At 42.5% G+C, this 16,980-nt stretch carries 18 protein-coding genes; 7 read left to right on the forward strand and 11 right to left on the reverse strand.

The window, feature by feature from the left end:
• Window positions 1-6 precede the first annotated feature (6 nt).
• The 3 genes from OC530_RS04340 to OC530_RS04350 all read left to right on the forward strand — a co-directional run bounded on the left by OC530_RS04340 (window position 7) and on the right by OC530_RS04350 (window position 2,225).
• The gene (locus OC530_RS04340) at window positions 7-684 is read left to right on the forward strand and encodes a DUF1129 domain-containing protein (RefSeq protein WP_262079897.1); all 678 of its coding nucleotides are present in this window, start codon (window positions 7-9) and stop codon (window positions 682-684) included.
• A gap of 137 nt (window positions 685-821) precedes the next feature.
• A complete protein-coding gene (locus OC530_RS04345) occupies window positions 822-1,856 on the forward strand; it encodes a S66 peptidase family protein (RefSeq protein ID WP_262079899.1) in 1,035 nt (344 codons plus the stop codon).
• Window positions 1,857-1,961: 105 nt separating this feature from the next.
• Entirely contained in the window at window positions 1,962-2,225 is a 264-nt protein-coding gene (locus OC530_RS04350; RefSeq protein WP_000166114.1) for a SemiSWEET family transporter, read from the forward strand.
• An 89-nt stretch (window positions 2,226-2,314) separates the two neighbouring features.
• On the opposite strand, the gene OC530_RS04355 is transcribed toward OC530_RS04350, so the two are convergent.
• The 3 genes from OC530_RS04355 to mutL are packed head-to-tail and all read right to left on the reverse strand — an operon-like array spanning window position 2,315 to window position 5,446.
• Window positions 2,315-2,878, reverse strand: coding sequence for a DNA-3-methyladenine glycosylase I (locus OC530_RS04355; RefSeq protein WP_262079902.1), 564 nt, complete (start codon window positions 2,876-2,878; stop codon window positions 2,315-2,317).
• Between the two features lie 9 nt (window positions 2,879-2,887).
• Window positions 2,888-3,481, reverse strand: a complete 594-nt coding sequence (ruvA, locus tag OC530_RS04360; protein ID WP_000273423.1) for a Holliday junction branch migration protein RuvA — start codon at window positions 3,479-3,481, stop codon at window positions 2,888-2,890.
• A gap of 15 nt (window positions 3,482-3,496) precedes the next feature.
• A complete protein-coding gene (gene mutL, locus OC530_RS04365; RefSeq protein ID WP_262079905.1) occupies window positions 3,497-5,446 on the reverse strand; it encodes a DNA mismatch repair endonuclease MutL in 1,950 nt (649 codons plus the stop codon).
• Between the two features lie 206 nt (window positions 5,447-5,652).
• Here mutL and OC530_RS04370 point away from each other — a divergent pair, with 206 nt between their 5' ends.
• From OC530_RS04370 to OC530_RS04380, 3 genes are all read left to right on the forward strand, one after another.
• Window positions 5,653-6,093 (forward strand): LytTR family DNA-binding domain-containing protein, encoded by a 441-nt coding sequence (locus OC530_RS04370; RefSeq protein ID WP_262079907.1) that lies wholly within the window; start codon window positions 5,653-5,655, stop codon window positions 6,091-6,093.
• Window positions 6,090-6,548: a DUF3021 domain-containing protein gene (locus OC530_RS04375; protein ID WP_262079908.1), complete on the forward strand. Its 459-nt coding sequence runs from the start codon at window positions 6,090-6,092 to the stop codon at window positions 6,546-6,548. Before OC530_RS04370 ends, OC530_RS04375 begins: the two co-directional genes overlap by 4 nt.
• A 215-nt stretch (window positions 6,549-6,763) precedes the next feature.
• Entirely contained in the window at window positions 6,764-8,026 is a 1,263-nt protein-coding gene (locus OC530_RS04380) for an NRAMP family divalent metal transporter (protein WP_262079910.1), read from the forward strand.
• 285 nt (window positions 8,027-8,311) lie between these two features.
• On the opposite strand, the gene nrdI is transcribed toward OC530_RS04380, so the two are convergent.
• The 5 genes from nrdI to OC530_RS04405 all read right to left on the reverse strand — a co-directional run bounded on the left by nrdI (window position 8,312) and on the right by OC530_RS04405 (window position 13,014).
• A complete protein-coding gene (gene nrdI / locus OC530_RS04385; protein WP_000849623.1) occupies window positions 8,312-8,782 on the reverse strand; it encodes a class Ib ribonucleoside-diphosphate reductase assembly flavoprotein NrdI in 471 nt (156 codons plus the stop codon).
• Window positions 8,783-8,859: 77 nt separating this feature from the next.
• Entirely contained in the window at window positions 8,860-9,393 is a 534-nt protein-coding gene (locus OC530_RS04390; RefSeq protein ID WP_000729015.1) for a hypothetical protein, read from the reverse strand.
• Between the two features lie 60 nt (window positions 9,394-9,453).
• The gene (locus tag OC530_RS04395; protein WP_173219471.1) at window positions 9,454-10,740 is read right to left on the reverse strand and encodes a response regulator transcription factor; all 1,287 of its coding nucleotides are present in this window, start codon (window positions 10,738-10,740) and stop codon (window positions 9,454-9,456) included.
• 11 nt (window positions 10,741-10,751) lie between these two features.
• Window positions 10,752-12,422, reverse strand: coding sequence for a sensor histidine kinase (locus OC530_RS04400; protein WP_316043867.1), 1,671 nt, complete (start codon window positions 12,420-12,422; stop codon window positions 10,752-10,754).
• A complete protein-coding gene (locus OC530_RS04405; protein WP_000532348.1) occupies window positions 12,400-13,014 on the reverse strand; it encodes a YesL family protein in 615 nt (204 codons plus the stop codon). The genes OC530_RS04400 and OC530_RS04405 overlap by 23 nt, the downstream gene beginning before the upstream one ends.
• A gap of 135 nt (window positions 13,015-13,149) precedes the next feature.
• On the opposite strand from OC530_RS04405, the gene OC530_RS04410 reads away from it, so the two are divergent.
• The gene (locus OC530_RS04410) at window positions 13,150-13,719 is read left to right on the forward strand and encodes an MptD family putative ECF transporter S component (protein ID WP_262079916.1); all 570 of its coding nucleotides are present in this window, start codon (window positions 13,150-13,152) and stop codon (window positions 13,717-13,719) included.
• 91 nt (window positions 13,720-13,810) lie between these two features.
• Here OC530_RS04410 and OC530_RS04415 read toward each other — a convergent pair whose 3' ends face one another.
• The 3 genes from OC530_RS04415 to OC530_RS04425 are packed head-to-tail and all read right to left on the reverse strand — an operon-like array spanning window position 13,811 to window position 16,932.
• Window positions 13,811-14,503 carry a methionine ABC transporter permease gene (locus OC530_RS04415; RefSeq protein WP_136936669.1) on the reverse strand — a complete coding sequence of 231 codons (693 nt, stop codon included), beginning with the start codon at window positions 14,501-14,503 and terminating at the stop codon, window positions 13,811-13,813.
• A 1-nt stretch (window position 14,504) separates the two neighbouring features.
• The gene (locus tag OC530_RS04420) at window positions 14,505-15,566 is read right to left on the reverse strand and encodes a methionine ABC transporter ATP-binding protein (protein WP_000085667.1); all 1,062 of its coding nucleotides are present in this window, start codon (window positions 15,564-15,566) and stop codon (window positions 14,505-14,507) included.
• The gene (locus tag OC530_RS04425; protein WP_262079920.1) at window positions 15,559-16,932 is read right to left on the reverse strand and encodes a M20/M25/M40 family metallo-hydrolase; all 1,374 of its coding nucleotides are present in this window, start codon (window positions 16,930-16,932) and stop codon (window positions 15,559-15,561) included. The genes OC530_RS04420 and OC530_RS04425 overlap by 8 nt, the downstream gene beginning before the upstream one ends.
• Window positions 16,933-16,980: the final 48 nt, after the last annotated feature.

Genomic DNA, 16,980 nt, shown 5'->3' on the forward strand with positions numbered 1-16,980 from the left:
GTTCCTATGTCTCAGATTGATCTACAAAAATTAACAAAGAAAAATCAAGAATTTATCCACATCGCTACCCAACAATTCATCAAAGATGGAAAAACAGACGCTGAAATCAAGACTATTTTTGAGGAAGTCATTCCTCAAATCCTTGAAGAGCAAGCCAAAGGTACGACTGCTCGCTCCCTCTATGGCGCACCAACTCACTGGGCTCACAGCTTCACTGTCAAGGAGCAATATGAAAAAGAGCATCCAAAAGAAAATGATGATCCAAAACTCATGATTATGGACTCAGCCCTTTTCATCACTAGCCTCTTCGCCCTCGTCAGCGCCCTCACAACCTTCTTCTCAGCAGATCAGGCTATCGGTTACGGTTTGATTACCCTCCTGCTAGTTGGACTGGTTGGTGGATTTGCCTTCTACTTGATGTACTACTTCGTTTACCAATACTATGGACCAGATATGGACCGCAGTCAGCGTCCACCTTTCTGGAAATCTGTACTGGTTATCCTAGCTTCTATGTTCCTTTGGTTGCTTGTCTTCTTTGCAACAAGCTTCCTACCAGCTAGCCTTAACCCCGTACTTGCTCCAGTGCCACTGGCTATTATCGGAGCAGCCCTCCTAGCCCTTCGCTTCTATCTCAAGAAACGCTTGAATATCCGCAGCGCAAGTGCAGGACCAACACGTTATTAAGAAGAATGATAAAAGCAACTGCAGATGCGGTTGCTTTTTCTTGCTTTCTTGATATACAATAGAACCTCTGACTCTAATCCCTATAGTCTTCTCTTTTGTGATAAAATAGGCTCAATCTATTTCTAGGAGGATAAGATATGGTTTCTACTATTGGTATTGTTAGTTTATCTAGTGGCATTATCGGAGAGGACTTTGTCAAACACGAAATGGACTTGGGTGTCCAACGTCTCAAGGACCTGGAACTCAATCCTATCTTTTTGCCCCATTCGCAAAAAGGATTAGACTTTATCAAGGACCATCCTGAAGCGCGTGCAGAGGATTTGATTCATGCCTTTTCTGATGATAGCATCGACATGATCCTATGCGCCATCGGTGGAGACGATACCTATCGCTTACTACCTTATCTTTTTGAAAATGAGCAACTACAAAAGGTTATCAAACAAAAGATTTTTCTTGGCTTCTCGGATACAACTATGAACCATCTCATGTTGCATAAACTAGGAATCAAGACTTTTTATGGTCAATCCTTCTTAGCAGACATTTGTGAATTAGACAAGGAGATGTTGCCCTATAGCCTTCACTACTTTAAAGAATTGATTGAGACGGGAAGAATCTCAGAAATCCGCCCTAGTGACGTTTGGTATGAGGAACGAACTGATTTTAGTCCCAAGGCTCTAGGAACACCTCGTATCAGTCATACAAATACTGGTTTTGACTTGTTACAAGGAAATGCCCAGTTCGAGGGGGAAATCCTCGGCGGTTGCCTCGAATCCCTCTACGATATCTTTGACAACTCTCGATACGCAGATAGCACGGAGCTCTGCCAAAAATACAGACTTTTCCCTGACTTGTCAGACTGGGAAGGAAAAATCCTCTTGCTAGAAACAAGCGAAGAAAAGCCTGAGCCGGAAGACTTCAAAAAGATGTTGCGGACTTTAAAGGACACTGGCATATTCGCGGTCATCAGTGGACTCCTGGTCGGAAAACCTATGGATGAAACTTTCTATGGCGACTATAAAGAGGCACTATTGGATATTATTGACAGCAATATCCCGATTCTCTATAATCTAAATGTTGGCCACGCAACTCCAAGAGCAATTGTCCCCTTTGGCGTCCATGCCCATGTAGATGCACAGGAGCAAGTCATTCGCTTTGACTATAACAAAAAATAAATAGTTTCTCTATTTTTGTGCTTTTGTATTCGTTTTCGTTACAATTTGTATCTGAATTTATTGCATTTCGCTAATTTCTATGTTATCCTTTTGAAGGAGGTGTATATGACAAAACAAAAAATTAATCGAATCGTAGGTTCTATTGGTGCCTTTATTGGAATTATAGTATTTATTGCCTACATACCTCAAATTATCGCTAATTTACAGGGAAATAAAGCTCAACCATTTCAACCTTTATCAGCTGCTATATCTTGCTTAATCTGGGTTATTTATGGATGGACAAAGGAACCTAAGAAGGATTGGATACTAATCATTCCAAATTCAGCTGGTGTTATTTTAGGTGGAATCACTTTTTTGACTTCACTCTAACAAATCTAATAGTATATATAAAAAGCTGGGAAAAGTTTCTCAGCTTTTTTCTATATTCTATTCTCAGATATGCGAGTTACCTGTACACACTAATGACCGCTTTTCCACTCACAATCATTCTCATGGTCATCAACTAACCCTGCTGCTTGTAGAAAAGACAAGACGGCGACTGGTCCTGTGAACTTGAAGCCTCGTTTTTTGAGATCTTTGGCTAATTTTTCAGACAAGGGTGTTTTAGCTGGGGCTTGGCGGTAGTCGGGAACATCATTAACGATCGTTTTCCCCTCAACAAAAGACCAAAGATAGGCATCAAAAGAGCCGTACTCTGCCTGTAGTTGTAGAAAGGCTTGGGCGTTAGCGCGTGTAGCAAAAATCTTGGCTCTATTTCGAATGATGGCTGGATTCTCCAGCAAGGCTTCCAATTCAGTGTCAGTCATCTCTGCGACCGCTTGAATTTGATAGCTATGAAATGCTTCTCGGAAAGCTTGGCGTTTGTTTAGTACCGTTTCCCAAGACAGGCCTGCCTGATAGGTTTCCATACACAACAACTCAAACAATGCTTGGTCATCATGGAGGGGATGACCCCACTCTTCATCATGATAGGCAAGGTAGAGCGGATTGGTCATCTTGACCCACGAACAACGTTTTGTCATGCTCTGCTCCTATTTGACCAACATTTTAAGGGCCGACTTGATGTAGTTCTCAGCTGTATCTGTCGTTCCTTCAAAGAATTTCTTGATTTTCTTGAGCTCTGTTGCCTTGTATCCCAGAGCCAACATGGCCTCCATAGCTTCTTCCAATTCTTGGTTTTCAGCGCTAGCTTGCACTGCCACCTTGGCAGGAAGGTCATCTCCTGCAACTACTACCTTGCCTTCCAAGTCTAGCACCATCTGCTGGGCTGTTTTCTTACCAATTTTAGGGAACTTGGTCAAGTAGGTGATGTTCTTGGTTTCGATGGCTTGAACCAAGCCAGCATTGTCATCAGCAGCGATAATAGCAAGAGCTGATACAGGACCAATCCCAGAAACCGAAATCAGACTGAGAAAGAGCTTCTTCTCGTCTTCTGAGCGAAAGCCATAAAGCAGATGGGCGTCCTCACGTACAACTTGATGCACATAAATTTGAGCTTCTTGGTTGACCTGACCTGAGTAGGCATAGGGATTGGCCACATGCAAAATATAACCGATACCGTTGACTTCAAGAACAATGTATTTAGCAGTAATTTTGGTAATGATTCCTTTTAAATATTCGTACATAGTTTTCCTTTTAGTTTAATATTTCCCCAACTCACGGAGACTGGTGTGATTTTCCTGAATGCGTCGGAACATCTTTTCCATATCCGACTTGGTAAAATGCACCAAAACAGGACGTCCGTGGGGACAGTTATAGGGATTGTCACATTGAGAAAGCTGATAGAGGAGTTGTCTAGCTGAATGATCATCAATACGATGATTGGCCTTGATAGACCGCTTGCAGGACATCATGATAGCCAACTCTGCTCGATATTTCTTGATAGAAACTTCCTTGGTCAAGAGTAGCATGTCGCACATTTCATAGATACCTGACTCAATTTCCTCCTCTGCCATCCAAATAGGATGTTCGCGTAAGATGAATTGATTTTCTCCGTACTCTGCTAGAAAGACGCCCACTTCCTCTAAAAGTGCCATTCTTTCCTTGAGACGCAGAGCATCATCCGCTGGAAATTCAAAGATGTAGGGCACTAGGAGTTGTTGCTGGCTCTGGTCAACATCACCAATGCTTTCACGGTACTCCTCATACTTGACCCGTTCCTGAGCCGCATGTTGGTCTATGATGTAGAGTCCATCTCGCCCTTGAGCAAAGAGATAGGTCCCATGCATTTGCCCGAAAAATTCCAACTCTGGGAAGCTTGAAGATTCTTCTCGCTCTAGCTTATCATAGGCTTTATCCAGACTGGCTAAATCTAACTCTGGATGGTCTAGTTGGTCATAGTTAGCAGGTTTTCTCTCTGCAAAATGCAGTTTTGCTGGCTTGGTCAATTGGTCCAAGGTTTCCTTGGCAAAGAGGGTTAGATCCTGTCCTTCATCAGTCAATTCTACCTGATAATCAGCCACCTCAGCTTGACTAGGTCTTGTCGGCTCAGTTTTCTCATAGTAGAGCGTATTTTCTTTGAGTGGGAGAATGGTCTGCTCCACCTTCTCACGATTGCGCACGGTCGATTTGGCAAGATTTTCCAAGGCATCTGGTATCAAGGTTTGTTCCTTGAGGCTATTTGCAATAGCTTCTGAAACCAGCGTCATCAGTTCTTTTTCCTTGGAAATCCGCACCTCTTGCTTGGTCGGATGCACATTGACATCCGCTAGATAAGGATCGATATGGATATGAATGACAGCCAGTGGAAAACGGCCCACCATGAGCTTACTGCCATAACCGTCAAGAATAGCACGATTTAGTAAAAAGTTCTTGATATAACGACCATTGATGAAAAGGCTGATATAGTTGCGATTGGCCCGAGTTAACTCCGGCAAGGACACAAAACCTGAAATTTCGAAATCTAGGTCAGAATTCTCAATTTCAATCATCTTCTTGGCACTCGCCAAACCGTAAATCCCTGCGATAGCTTGGCGCAATTGACCTGTTCCCGCTGTTCGCGTCATTTCCTTACCATCACTAATTAAACTGAAAGAAATCTCAGGATGGGCCAAGCCCAGACGGTTGACAATATCAATGATATGAGACAACTCTGCTTGCTGGCTCTTCATATACTTGAGGCGGGCAGGCGTGTTGAAGAAGAGATCCTCTACACAAACCTTGGTCCCCACAGGACTAGTCGCTGGGATGACTTCCTCAACTTCTCCCCCACGCGCGACTAGCTTGGTCCCGTGACTTGCGCCATCCACCGCAGTCAACAGAGTCAAAACACTAACAGACGCTATAGAAGGCAAGGCTTCACCACGAAAACCAAGCGTCCGAATCCGAAAGAGGTCTGCTTGATTTTTTATCTTACTAGTCGCATGGCGGCGCAGGGCCAATTCCACCTCATCGTGGGCAATTCCATGACCATTATCCGTGATTTGAATCTTCTTGAGACCAGCTTCCTCAATCTCAATGATAATCTGACTAGAGCCAGCATCAATGGCATTTTCTACCAGCTCCTTAACAACGCTAGCTGGACGCTCGATAACCTCTCCAGCTGCAATCTGGTTTGCCAGCACCTCTGGCAATTCAATAATATGAGACATCTTTCAGCCCCCTTCCGTATCTATTTTCCTAGAAATTGATTAGTGCTATTATACCATATTTCAGAAAGGACCGAAAAGCAAGTGCCACATAGGAGTAAAATCCCTCCACATAGACAAAGTACCTTGCCAGGTGTCGTAAAATAGTGTTTAATAAAGGTGTACAAGAAGTGATCACAATTTTGTATGAAAAACAAGGAGAGAAATTTATGAAAGTAGAACTACAGATTAGTGAAACTTACAAGGAGGAAAAGCTGATTGTCCAAGCACCTCAAGAAACCGAAAAAGTCCAAAAAGTCATCGAGTTCGCAGAAAATCTGGATCGAACAGAAACAATCAAAGGGAAAATCGATAATCAGGTCTATCTCGTTGAGATTGGTAAGATACAACGCTTCTATATCGAGAATCGGAAGGTTCTAGCAGAAACGGCGAGTCAGACCTACAACATTGATTTACGGCTCTATCAAGTCCTTGAACTCCTGCCAACCAATTTTATCCAAATTTCCCAATCAGAAATCATCAATATCGATTCCATCTCTCATCTCAAGCTCACCCCCAACGGCCTAGTAGAAATTTTCTTGAAAAACGAAAGCTTCACCTACTCTTCACGCCGTTATCTAAAAACCATCAAGGAGAAATTAGAACTATGAAAAAACAAATCTTCCACGACGCAGCTACTGGTGTCCTCATCGGTCTCATCCTCTCTATCATCTTTTCACTCATTTATGCACCAAATACCTACGCACCACTGAGTCCTGAATCTCTGATCGGACAAGTGATGGCTCAACATCAGGTTCACGGTGCCTTGGTCTTGCTCTACTGCACACTTATCTGGGCAGCCATCGGTATTCTCTTCAACTTTGGTAAACGATTATTCAGCCGTGACTGGAGCATGCTTCGTGCGACTCTGACTCATTTTTTCCTCATGCTAGTAGGCTTTGTCCCACTAGCAACTCTGGCAGGTTGGTTCCCCTTCCACTGGATCTTCTATCTCCAGCTCATTATCGAGTTTGCGATTGTCTACCTCATCATTTGGACTATTTCCTATAAAAGAGCATCAAAAAAAGTAAACCATATCAATCAACTCTTGGAGCATAGAAAGTAAGAACCTCATAATAAGCAAAACCGAGAAAGAAACTTCTCGGTTTTGCTTTATCCTGCTGCACCGTTCTATCATAGTAGTTATTTTCAGATTTTCTTTGTAAATTTTCTGTAATTTTCTATCTTTTTTCAAAATCATCTTGCATTTTCCCAAAGTTTTTTGTAGAATATAGATTACATATCCAGATTATTCTGAAAATTCAAAAAGGAGCATCTATCATGTCACAAGCTATTTCGTTAAATCAATCAACCTGGACAAGTAAACTAAAAGCAATGGGACCTGGAATCCTAATGGCTTCTGCTGCTGTTGGTGGTTCTCACATTGTATCTTCCACTCAAGCTGGTGGTTCTTATGGGTGGTCGCTACTCCTCTTGGTCATCTTAGCCAATGTCTTTAAATATCCATTTTTCCGTTTTGGTGCTGAATACACAGCTGATACTGGAAAGACTTTGGTTGAAGGTTATGCCGAAAAAGGAAAACTCTATCTCTGGATTTTCTTTATCCTCAATGTCTTTTCGGCTATGGTCAACACAGCTGGTGTCGCCATTCTGTGCTCAGCTATCATCGCCAGTGCCTTCTCAATGATCGGTCTGAGCATCACTCAGTGGTCCCTCATTCTCGTTGCAATCATTTGGGCTATGTTACTCTTTGGAGGCTACAAACTCTTAGACGGCATGGCAAAATGGATCATGTCAGCTTTGACCATTGCAACTGTTCTTGCAGTTATCATTGCAGCGGTCAAGCATCCCGAATACAGCTCTGATTTTATCGAGAAGACACCTTGGCAAATGGCAGCTCTGCCCTTCATCGTCTCCCTCCTAGGATGGATGCCGGCTCCTATTGAAATTTCAGCTATCAATTCACTTTGGTCTGCTGAAAAGAGAAAGACCGTCAACTTTAACACAGAAGACGCTCTGTTTGACTTTAACACTGGTTATATTGGAACAGCTATTCTAGCCGTCTTCTTTGTGGCACTAGGAGCACTGATTCAGTATCCTACAGGGCAGGCGGTTGAAGCTGCTTCAGCCAAATACATCTCTCAATTCGTGGGCATGTATGCCTCTGTTCTTGGCGAATGGTCCCGTTACTTGATTACCTTTATTGCCTTCCTGTGTATCTTTGGAACAGTTATTACTGTTATAGATGGCTATTCTCGTGTTAATCAGGAATCTCTCCGACTGCTAATCAGTCAAAAAGAAGACAATCGTAAATCTTTGAACATCTGGATGACCATCACTGCTATCATCGGTATCGTCATTATCAAGTTCTTCGCTGGTCAGGTTTCAACCATGCTCCGCTTTGCTATGATTGGTTCTTTCCTGACAACACCATTCTTCGCTCTTTTAAACTACGCCTTGGTAACGCGTGAAAACAAAAATCTTCCTTCTTGGCTCAAACACCTTGCCATTGCAGGATTGATTTTCCTCTTTGGCTTCGCCATCTTCTTTATCTACGCACTCGCAATCGGAAAAGCAGGGTAAGGGACAAGCGCGAGATGAAGATAATACTCTTCGCAAATCAAATTCAAACCACGTCAACGTCGCCTTGCCGTACTCAAGTACAGCCTGCGGCTAGTTTCCTAGTTTGCTCTTTGATTTTCATTGAGTATAAGGTTTCATTTCAAGAGACCATTCAGCAAATATTTCTATGATAAAAAGCATAAGAACAAGGTTTTAAAGACCTGAACTTATGCTTTTTTGCGTTCTCAAAGACTGTTTATACTCAAAAAAACAGTTGAAAAATCCCAAGTGCCTCTTATATTGACTTTAATTCTCCTTTTCCAACTCATACAAATCTGCGATAATAGCTGCGACATGTTTGATATCTTCCAGCATGCCTCGCATTTCAAAGTCAGCCAAGACAGGGAAACCAAAACGTTGACTGTATTGCTTAGCTGTCAGGCAGTATTGGTTATTAAAGTTACGATTTCCTGAACCAACCACGCCAAAACACTTACTAGCATTGTCACCATAGGCGATAAAATCCCCAACGGGTGTCGTCAAGATCTCGACATCTCCGTTATCAACGCCATTCCCACCTTCGAGATAGGTCGGCAAAAAAGCGACATAGGGATGGTCCATTTCATAGAAATCGCGACCTTCCTTGACCAAATCCTTGATATGAATCTTTTGAACCTCAATCCCTTTGTACTGGGACAAGAGATAGTCTTTCAAGCGCGTCACAAAACTTTCAGTGTTGCCACTCAAACTAATATAAACTAAAGAAATTGTCTTCATATGTACCTCCATGATTTTATTTTTAATCGAAAAAGAACTACCAAGATTGTATCTTGATAGTTCTTTTTTGTCAATACTTAGGCAAGATTTTCTGCTTCCTCTTCTTCTGCCAAGGCTTTCTGCTGACGCCACATCTTATAGAAGACAAGGGCTAGGAAGAGAACATTGATGACGATATAGAAAATGCTGACAGCTTTTGAACCAATACTCATTGTCAAACGCATGCTCTCATCTTGAACCAACTGCACAGCGTCCTGTAAACCAACATAGCCATAAATCGAACCGATAATAGCTAACAAAACATAGCCAACGTAAGTATAGTTTGCATATTGCAAATTCTTACGAATAAGGAAGACAATCGCTACGACCACTAAAATAGCAGATAGCACAATCAAGGCCATATTAAAAATAGAATGATACGCTTCTGCTACTCCATAGTTGTAATTAAGCTGGTCTTCTAATTGCTGAGCACTGACCCCTGCAACTTGTTTCTGAGCGGCACGAAGAGCTTCTTTGCTAGGTAAGGGACTCAACATTCCAAACAGAGACATTGCTGAAATAAGAGCAGACAAGATTAGCAAGACCCATAGATAAATCGGTTTCTTTTTCATGATAGAACCTCCTAATAATATTATTCATATTATAGCACATTTTGTAAAGGAATACAAATCTTACAGTATCGTTTCTACCTGTTTTCGGTAGGCTTTTGGCGATTTTCCGCACAATTTTCGGAACACTTTATAGAAATATCCAAGGTTACTGTAACCAACAGCATAACAAATATCTTCGATACTGTCACTGGTTGAAAGCAAGAGCTGCTGAGCAGCCTTAATACGTTGTTTGTTTAGTAATTCTGCAAAGGTCGAATCGGTTTCTCGCTTAATCAACTGACCTAGATAGACAGGATTGATAAAGAGGGCCTTACTGATATCCTTGAGGGAAAGCTCTTTTTGGTAATCACGACCAATGACTTCCAGCACACTGACCACATTTTCATTCATGCGGTATTGACCGAAAAAGCTGGTCAGAGTTTCCTTGATATAAGAAACCAATTCATCGAAGGATTGAATAGCATGAATGGTTTTGACAATGTCCGTCATATCATCAGCTTTGAGATGTTCAAACAAGTGAAAGACATCCATGACAAACTGGATAAAAAGCTGTTTGGTAATCGGAACACGAGGTGTATTTTCAAGAACCACCTTCTCCAAGAGGTTCAACTCTTCTACGATTTGATTGAGATTCCCCTGAATGATAACCCTATAAATCGGTTCGTAGTAGGCAAAGAGACTCTGAGACTGCTGTAGATTTACAGAGCCGTAAAAGAGGGCTTTCTCAGCATTCAGCTTCCAGCGTTCAAAGTGTTCTTGATAAGGAGCTTCAAAAGGTGTAACGACCAAACCATCTAGGGGTTGGTCAGAAATGAAAATCTGCCAATCTTGACCCAAGACATAGTAGGGAATGGTGAAGGAACCTTGTTTTTCCTTGGATAGACCTATCCACCAATTCTCCTTATCCCCTAAATAACTAACAAATCCAGTCTCGTCTAAATCTTGACTGAGGGTCTGGCTTTTCTTCCCTCTCTCGCCGAGCTGATCTGCAATCTTCTCCAGCAGATTTCCTAACTCTACCTTATCAACAGGCTTGACCAAATAGTCCACCACACTAAGATTCATGGCTCTTTTTACATACTCAAACTCCTGATAACCTGAAAGCAGGATATAGGCGGCATCTGGTAAGATCTCTTTCATTTCCCGAATCATATCAAGCCCTGTTTTGTCGGGCATATTGACATCTGAAATGATGACATCGAGGGGATTTTCCTGAACATATTCTAGGGCTTCATCGGCATGACTGGCTGTTGCGACGACCTCCATATCCCACTTATCAAAGGGAATCAAACGTTTCAGACCTTCTGTCACCATGTACTCATCATCTACTAATAATACTTTATACATTTTCTCCCTTTCTACTCATCTTGAATTGTAATACGATACTGAACACCTGCTTGCTCCGCAGACTCTATCGTAATGGCATAGCGGTCCCCAAAATAGAGCACAAACCGCTCATGGACATTGACAATCCCGATAGACTGCTTTTGATCACTGTAACTGGCTTGGTGTTCAAAATGTCTCTGACTTAATTTTTCTCGAATACTTGTCAATTTTTCAACCGACATTCCACGGCCATTATCTACCACTAAAATTTCCACAAAACCATCCTGTTTAAGCGCCTTGATGCTAATCACATTATCTGTCCGCCTGTGGTCAACACCATGCGCGAAATAGTTTTCTACCAGCGGTTGCAAGGTAAACTTGGGAATCTTCATATTCTCTAACTCTGGATCTATCTTGAAACCATAGGCAATGGACTTGGGATAGCGAACCATGCAGAGATAGCTGTATTTACGGCAAAATTCCAATTCCTGTTTGAGAAGAGTTTCTCTTTCGTCAGAAATATTGTTCCGCAAGAGACTACTGAATTCATAAATGATATCTGCCAACTCATCTTGACTCTGCATAACTGCATACATGCGCAAGAACTCCAGCGTATTATACATAAAATGAGGATTGATTTGCGCCTGCAGGGCCCGCATATTGGCATCTTTTTGACTAAGCTCTAGCTGATAAATATCATGGATGTTCTTTTCCAAACGATCTAACATATCATTGGTCGTCTCCGCGATTAGGAGCAATTCCTGATCCTTTTCAAGTGTGTCAATACGAAGACCTTCCTCTCCTTGGGCAATAGCTTGAATAGAATCCACCAAATCCACTACCTGCTTTTGGTAGTTAGCAAAGGTCTGCCTCAAAGTCAGATAAAGAATGACAATAAAGAGAAGGCTCAAGCTCACAATCAAAGCAGAGCTAGTCACTGTTCCTTGTAAAACAAAGTTTTTGGGAACTGCCACCTGAACCTGATAACCATGAGAAGTTAACCCAACTAGCCAATTTTCACTCTCCTTATCAACTGTTTCACCAATATGAAAAATCTCCGTATCAAAAGGTGAGGTCACTGTTACTGCCATCGGAGTATGACCTCTAGTATTATCAATGGCATGGTATAAAACAGCAGGATCCAAGGAGATGTAAATCACTCCTAAGTCTTGATCTGACACTGGATCTGACACCGGAATGGCAAAACTATTTCCTGCTGGTTTGAAATCCTCAGCCCTGATTTTTTCTCCACTACGTTTGTCTTTAGTAGAAACATAGACTTCCTTGTAATCTTGAAAAGCAATGGCCACTCCAGTTACAAAATCATTTCGAACATAGAGGTCATCAACATTTTCATGCAGAGAGACTGATACATAAGGCGAAGCTTTCCGCTCTAATTGCCAGTAAAAATAGTCTGGCATGCTAAGGCTAAAGTATTTATAGATTCCCTCAATACGAGCTTGATTTTCAACTAAAGCCTGAGCTATCTGGGTTGACTCTCTATGGTAATATTCAATTTCACTCACTGTTCTAGCAGTTACACGCTGGGCTACTCTTTGAGCTTCCTTTTCACGTGAATCCCAGTCAGCGTAAGAGAGTAAGATTGCAAAACTCGCAATAATAATCATCATAACTGAACTGTAGGTTCGCAGAAGCGTATGTAGCCAAAACTGCTTCATTCTACTTTGTCGCCAATTTTTCATGGATACTTTCATAGACCGGTTCCAACATATCACTGATAAAGAAATGCCACATCCCAATTCCTACAAAGAAAAGTAGGGCAGGCATATAGTAACCAATTGCCACAAGTAGCACTGTCCCAAGGAGAACCTTGGCCACAGCCGCTAAGCTCATAAAGATGCCAATCAAGGATAGTTTAAGACTATTTCGATAGGACAAATCAAAATAAACTTGTAATTTCAAAGATACTGTATAAGCCAAAAAGATCAGGGCAACTACTAGAACATTCAAAAATGTCGCAATCAAATGAATAATAGTCTGATGAGGCAATTGTACCAAGAGATACAGGCCATAGACCAAAACTAGATCCACTCCTAGAAAGCTATAGAAAATCAGGTTGCTTGAGACGAAATTTTGCTTATAAAGAGACCAAGCCTCCTTCAAACTGTATTCCCGAAAGCTATAACCATGTTCTGCATATAGGCTCATCAAGGTGGCGCTAGCCGGCGCTAGACCAAGGATAATCCCTCCTGCTAAAGTTAATAGCCAAAAGAAGGCTGTCGCAATCATCCCTAAAAAGAAACGATTAAAGACAAAGTCTAAAAATCTACCCATGATATCCCCCCTAAAAATAACTATGAAACTATTATATCATATTTCAAGCGTTTTCAAAAAATTCTAGTGCCCATTTACAATCCCATCAAACCGTGATACAATGAGAATTGTGAAAAAATGATCAGGAGACAATTCATGAAGAAATCTATCTTAACTACACTGCTTTTTGCAGTTCTTTACTTCCTCTGCATGGGGATTGGTGTCCTTTTGGGCAATCTCTTTGACCAAACTGGAAACATGTTTTATGCGCCTGCCTTTACTGCCCTTGTCGGCGGTAGCGTCTATATGATTCTGGTCACAAAAATTCCGCGCTTTGGAGCCATTACCACTATCGGCCTTGTCATCGCCCTCTTTTTCTTGGGAACTAAACACGGTGCCGGTGCCTTCCTTCCTGGAATTATCTGTGGTCTGCTAGCAGATGCAGTAGCCAACCTCGGAAAATACAAGGACCAAACTAAGAATTTCCTTTCTTTCATACTCTTTGCCTTTAGCACAACAGGTCCAATCTTGCTTATGTGGATTGCGCCCAAAGCCTATATGGCAACCCTTCTAGCAAGAGGAAAATCACAAGAATATATCGACCGTATCATGGTCGCGCCAAATCCTGGAACTATCATTCTATTTATCGCAAGTGTTGTCATCGGAGCCCTAGTGGGTGCCTTGCTTGGACAAGCCTTGAGTAAAAAATTTGCACAGAAAATCTGATTACTAAAAAAGAGCCAGGCGGCTCTTTTTTATTTATGACTCTATAATATTTGTAGTGGGTAAATCCCCTATAGATCTTATGGAGCCTATTTTATTTATGGCTCAATTTCTTAGTCAAGAAGTCTCCCAAGAATTGGATTACAAAAATAATCAAAATGATAATGATGGTTGCCAAGATAGTCACATCGTGATTGTAACGGTTAAATCCATAAGCGATGGCTACGTTACCAATACCGCCGGCTCCAACCGCACCAGCCATAGCTGTTTCCCCAACAAGGGAAATCAAGGTCACAGTCGTCACACGGATCAAATCTGGAAGACCTTCTGATAGGTAAACACCTACGATATCCCAGAATGTCGCTCCGCTAGCTTGAGCTGCCTCAATGACACCGCCATCCAGTTCAGCCAAGACCACCTGCACCTGACGGGCAAAGAAGGCAAAGACTGCAAAAGAAAGTGGGACAAGGGCTGCATTTGGCCCGATACTTGTCTTCACAATCAAGTGAGAAAGGGGAGACAAGATTGCCAAGAGGATGATGAAAGGAACCGCACGGAAAATAGAGGTAATCTTATCTAAAATCCAGAAAACGACCTTATTCTCCAAAACACCACCTGGCGCTGTCAAGACAAGGAAGAGACCTGCAACAAGCCCCAAGAAACCTCCGATGACGAAGGAAAGAACTGTCATATAAAGGGTTAGGTAGATGGCTGTTCCCCAGCCTGCCTGACCAGCCCAGCCCATTTTATAGACATTTGGCAAATAGGTTTGAATCAATGATTCCATCTTACTGTCCTCCCTTCAATACTTTTAGTTGTACGCCTGCTTGACGAATAGCTTCTTGGGCGCCTGCTAGCGCTGCTTTTTCACCTGACAAAACCACCACCAATTCTCCGACAGGAGTGCCATCGAGAATTTCGATATTTCCATAGAGGATATTAGCCGTTACTTGGTAACGCTTGTACAATTCATTCAAAAGTGGCTCGTCTGTTGAAGCACCTGCATACTTGAGTTGCACCAAAAGGCTGTTTTCAGACAAGTGTTCCACGATTTCTTGCTTCTCGATTTTGACCATGGCTTCGTCAATGCCTGTAGCTGTTGAGATAAAGTCTTGAGTCAAGGGTTGTTTAGGATCTGAGAAGATTTCAAGAACACTACCCTCTTCAATCAAATGCCCATCCTGCATAACTGCCACACGATTGGCAATATCTTTGACAATCTGCATTTCATGCGTAATCAAGACAACAGTCAAGCCTAATTTTTGGTTCAAATCTTGCAACAAGGCCAAAATCTGCTTGGTTGTCTTCGGATCAAGGGCAGAAGTTGACTCGTCTGAAATCAAGATTTTTGGATCATTTGCCAAGGCACGCGCAATGGCCACACGCTGCTTTTGCCCTCCAGATAGTTGTGAAGGGTAGTTTTCAGCACGGTCCGCCAAGCCAACCAAGTCCAACAACTTAGCAACTTTAGCTTTCTTTTCTTCCTTGCTGAGTCCAGAGTGTTTGAGGGCAAAGGCTACATTCTCCTCTGCCGTCTTTTGACTCATGAGGTTAAAATGCTGGAAAATCATTCCAATATCCTGACGTTTACGACGCAACTGCTCTGCCGTCAAGGTCACCTTGCCATCAAAAATCACATCGTCATCAATGGTAATTTTGCCTGCAGATGGTTTCTGCAAGAGGTTAATCACCCGTACAAGGGTTGATTTCCCTGCTCCAGAATATCCAACGATTCCGTAGATATCCCCTTCTTGGATGTGAATGGTCACATCCTTGACCGCTGTGATGGTTCTCTTCTTTTGATGAAAAGTCACATCGATCTGATCTAACTTGATAATATCTCTACTCATAGCTTCTAATCAGCTCCTCTACTAATTCAATATGGGTGTAGTAATCGGCGATTCGCACGTTTTCATCTCCACCGTGGTCTCGACTATTGGCATTTCCTAGACCGAAGGCCACCATTGGCACCTCTAGGGCATCAAAGACCGTATGCATTGGCCCTGTCCCCGCTGTCGTCGGCAAGACTGAAACTCCCTGTGGATAGAATTTCTTGGCCAACTCGATTACATTGAGAATGGCTGGCGCGCTCATATCGCTGCGATAGCTCATCTCTCCCAAGGTATAGTATAATTCTACCTTATCAAAGCCATTTTTGTCTAGCTGTTTCCGAATTTTTTCCAGAACATCATGCGGTTCTAGGCCAGGAACCAAACGAACTTCTAGCTTAGCGCTGGCTTCTGCAGCCAAAATCGTTTTGACTCCTTGTCCTTGATAACCTGACTGAATCCCTTCGATATTAAGAGCTGGCTCGAAAAAGAAACGTTTTAGAAAGGCTGCACGGTCCTCTTGTAAAAGAGGCAATTCCAAACCATAAATCTGGCTGATTTCCCCTGGATTTCGTTGGGCATAGGTATCCACCAAGGCCAATTCACGTTCATTTGGCTCTTGTACTTCTTCGTACAAACCTTCAACCAAGATACGACCATCTGCGGCACGAAGAGACTGTAGTGCTTGAAGGAGGTACCAGGGAGCTGACTCCACAACCCCACCATAACTAGAGTGGATATCCACATCAGCACTTTTAACCTTGGCATCAAAGGTCACAATCCCCTTATTTCCACCAGAAATTTCCAGCTGTTCCAAAGCATTTTTGGTTCCTTGTTCCCAGACCAACAAATCTGCACCACGGAGTTTATCCGCATGTTTTTCCAGATACTTATCCAGGTCTGTCGAAGCCGATTCCTCCGCTCCCTCCATGATAAAACTGATGTTGACAGGCAGGTCATCATGGTGCTGCATGTATTTTCTCAAAGCACTCAAACGAGCTGTGATATGACCCTTGTCGTCATCAACCCCACGCCCATACATGAAGCCATTGCGCACCGAAAGCGTAAAGGGATCCTCTGTCCAGACCTGATCCCCATCCGCTGGCACAGTGTCATAGTGGTTATAGAAAATTAGGGTCTTGGCATCTGGACGCGAACTCTTGAAATGCGCCATGACAAAGGGCGCCGTATAAGTCTCATCAATCTCCACTTCAGCCCCCACACGCTTGAAAATCTCACCCAGATAGTTGGCAACTTCCTTAAGTCCAACCTGTTGGGCAAAGACCGACTTCTTAGAAATCAAGGTACGCAAAACCTCAAAATAATGCTGGGCCACATGATCCTTTTCAAATTTTTCAATCTGTTCTTGTTCGCTAGGAAAAACCATATTCTCTCTACCTTTCTATGAACCTATAGTCTTCTTTACAATCCATGC

Source organism: Streptococcus sp. Marseille-Q5619, assembly GCF_946901205.1.
Taxonomy (GTDB): domain Bacteria; phylum Bacillota; class Bacilli; order Lactobacillales; family Streptococcaceae; genus Streptococcus.

Bases quoted from the DNA above. Each gene is read 5' to 3' on its own strand.
- OC530_RS04340 (WP_262079897.1), top strand. From the start codon at position 7: ATGTCTCAGATTGATCTACAAAAATTAACAAAGAAAAATCAAGAATTT.
- OC530_RS04345 (WP_262079899.1), top strand. From the start codon at position 822: ATGGTTTCTACTATTGGTATTGTTAGTTTATCTAGTGGCATTATCGGA.
- OC530_RS04350 (WP_000166114.1), top strand. From the start codon at position 1,962: ATGACAAAACAAAAAATTAATCGAATCGTAGGTTCTATTGGTGCCTTT.
- OC530_RS04355 (WP_262079902.1), bottom strand. From the start codon at position 2,878: ATGACAAAACGTTGTTCGTGGGTCAAGATGACCAATCCGCTCTACCTT.
- ruvA (WP_000273423.1), bottom strand. From the start codon at position 3,481: ATGTACGAATATTTAAAAGGAATCATTACCAAAATTACTGCTAAATAC.
- mutL (WP_262079905.1), bottom strand. From the start codon at position 5,446: ATGTCTCATATTATTGAATTGCCAGAGGTGCTGGCAAACCAGATTGCA.
- OC530_RS04370 (WP_262079907.1), top strand. From the start codon at position 5,653: ATGAAAGTAGAACTACAGATTAGTGAAACTTACAAGGAGGAAAAGCTG.
- OC530_RS04375 (WP_262079908.1), top strand. From the start codon at position 6,090: ATGAAAAAACAAATCTTCCACGACGCAGCTACTGGTGTCCTCATCGGT.
- OC530_RS04380 (WP_262079910.1), top strand. From the start codon at position 6,764: ATGTCACAAGCTATTTCGTTAAATCAATCAACCTGGACAAGTAAACTA.
- nrdI (WP_000849623.1), bottom strand. From the start codon at position 8,782: ATGAAGACAATTTCTTTAGTTTATATTAGTTTGAGTGGCAACACTGAA.
- OC530_RS04390 (WP_000729015.1), bottom strand. From the start codon at position 9,393: ATGAAAAAGAAACCGATTTATCTATGGGTCTTGCTAATCTTGTCTGCT.
- OC530_RS04395 (WP_173219471.1), bottom strand. From the start codon at position 10,740: ATGTATAAAGTATTATTAGTAGATGATGAGTACATGGTGACAGAAGGT.
- OC530_RS04400 (WP_316043867.1), bottom strand. From the start codon at position 12,422: ATGAAAAATTGGCGACAAAGTAGAATGAAGCAGTTTTGGCTACATACG.
- OC530_RS04405 (WP_000532348.1), bottom strand. From the start codon at position 13,014: ATGGGTAGATTTTTAGACTTTGTCTTTAATCGTTTCTTTTTAGGGATG.
- OC530_RS04410 (WP_262079916.1), top strand. From the start codon at position 13,150: ATGAAGAAATCTATCTTAACTACACTGCTTTTTGCAGTTCTTTACTTC.
- OC530_RS04415 (WP_136936669.1), bottom strand. From the start codon at position 14,503: ATGGAATCATTGATTCAAACCTATTTGCCAAATGTCTATAAAATGGGC.
- OC530_RS04420 (WP_000085667.1), bottom strand. From the start codon at position 15,566: ATGAGTAGAGATATTATCAAGTTAGATCAGATCGATGTGACTTTTCAT.
- OC530_RS04425 (WP_262079920.1), bottom strand. From the start codon at position 16,932: ATGGTTTTTCCTAGCGAACAAGAACAGATTGAAAAATTTGAAAAGGAT.